At 33.3% G+C, this 1,020-nt stretch carries 1 protein-coding gene; it reads left to right on the forward strand.

From position 1 onward, the window contains the following. Positions 1-83 precede the first annotated feature (83 nt). On the forward strand, positions 84-989 hold the full coding sequence (locus AAEO59_RS16345) for an IS3 family transposase (RefSeq protein WP_341701813.1): 906 nt from the start codon (positions 84-86) through the stop codon (positions 987-989). Positions 990-1,020 lie beyond the last annotated feature (31 nt).

Here is a 1,020-nt window from a genome sequence, read left to right on the forward strand (position 1 = left end):
GAATTGGAGAAGAAATTAAAAGATGCTGAAATGGAACGAGATATATTAAAAAAAGCAATCAGCATTTTCTCCAAGAGCGGTCGATGAAATACCGATTCGTTAAGAATCATGAAAGCCAATTTCCGATTGAGAAAATGTGTTTGATATTAAAAATCAGTTCCAGTGGCTATTATAAATGGAAAAGCAGAAGTATTTCAGAAAGAGAATTGAAAAAGAATATGCTCAAAGAGAAAATCAAAACTCTTTATTTAGAATTCAAACAACGATATGGGAGTCCAAGAATTGTAACTGAGTTACGTTCTTTAGGCTATCAAATATCCCGCATAACTGTTGCAAAATATATGAAAGAGCTTGGCTTGAAAAGTAAATTAAGCAAGAAATTCAAAGTTACAACCAATTCAAAACACAACTATCTAATTGTTGATAATGTACTTAATAGAGAGTTTATGGTAACTCAGCCTTCAAAAGTTTGGGTGTCTGACATCACTTATATTCAGACCAAAGAAGGCTTTTTGTATTTAACAACTATAATTGATTTATATGACCGAAAATTAATTGGTTGGAGTTTGAGCAACACGATGACTACCAATGATACCTCGCTGGCAGCTTGGCGTATGGCAATAAAAAACAGACCTGTCAAAAAGGGATTAATATTCCATTCTGACCAAGGGGTGCAATATGCTACTAAGAAATTTGCTAATACCATTGAGTCTTATGGGGTAGTCCGAAGCATGAGCAGAAAAGGGAATTGTTGGGATAATGCAGTAGCAGAAAGCTTCTTTAAATCATTAAAAACTGAGTTGATTTACGGCAATAAACTTATATCAAAAGAGCAAATGAAACTGGAAATATTTGACCCGAGCGATAGCGAACAGGCGCAGCAATATATTGAAATCTGGTACAACAGAAAAAGGAGACATCGCGCTTTAAATTACAAAACAATCGAGGAATTTAATAATCAAAATATCATTTACAAAAATGTAGCTTAACTTAGACTGTAATTTTTATTTGCATATCCAT

The organism is Flavobacterium flavipallidum, from assembly GCF_038289905.1.
Lineage (GTDB): Bacteria > Bacteroidota > Bacteroidia > Flavobacteriales > Flavobacteriaceae > Flavobacterium > Flavobacterium flavipallidum.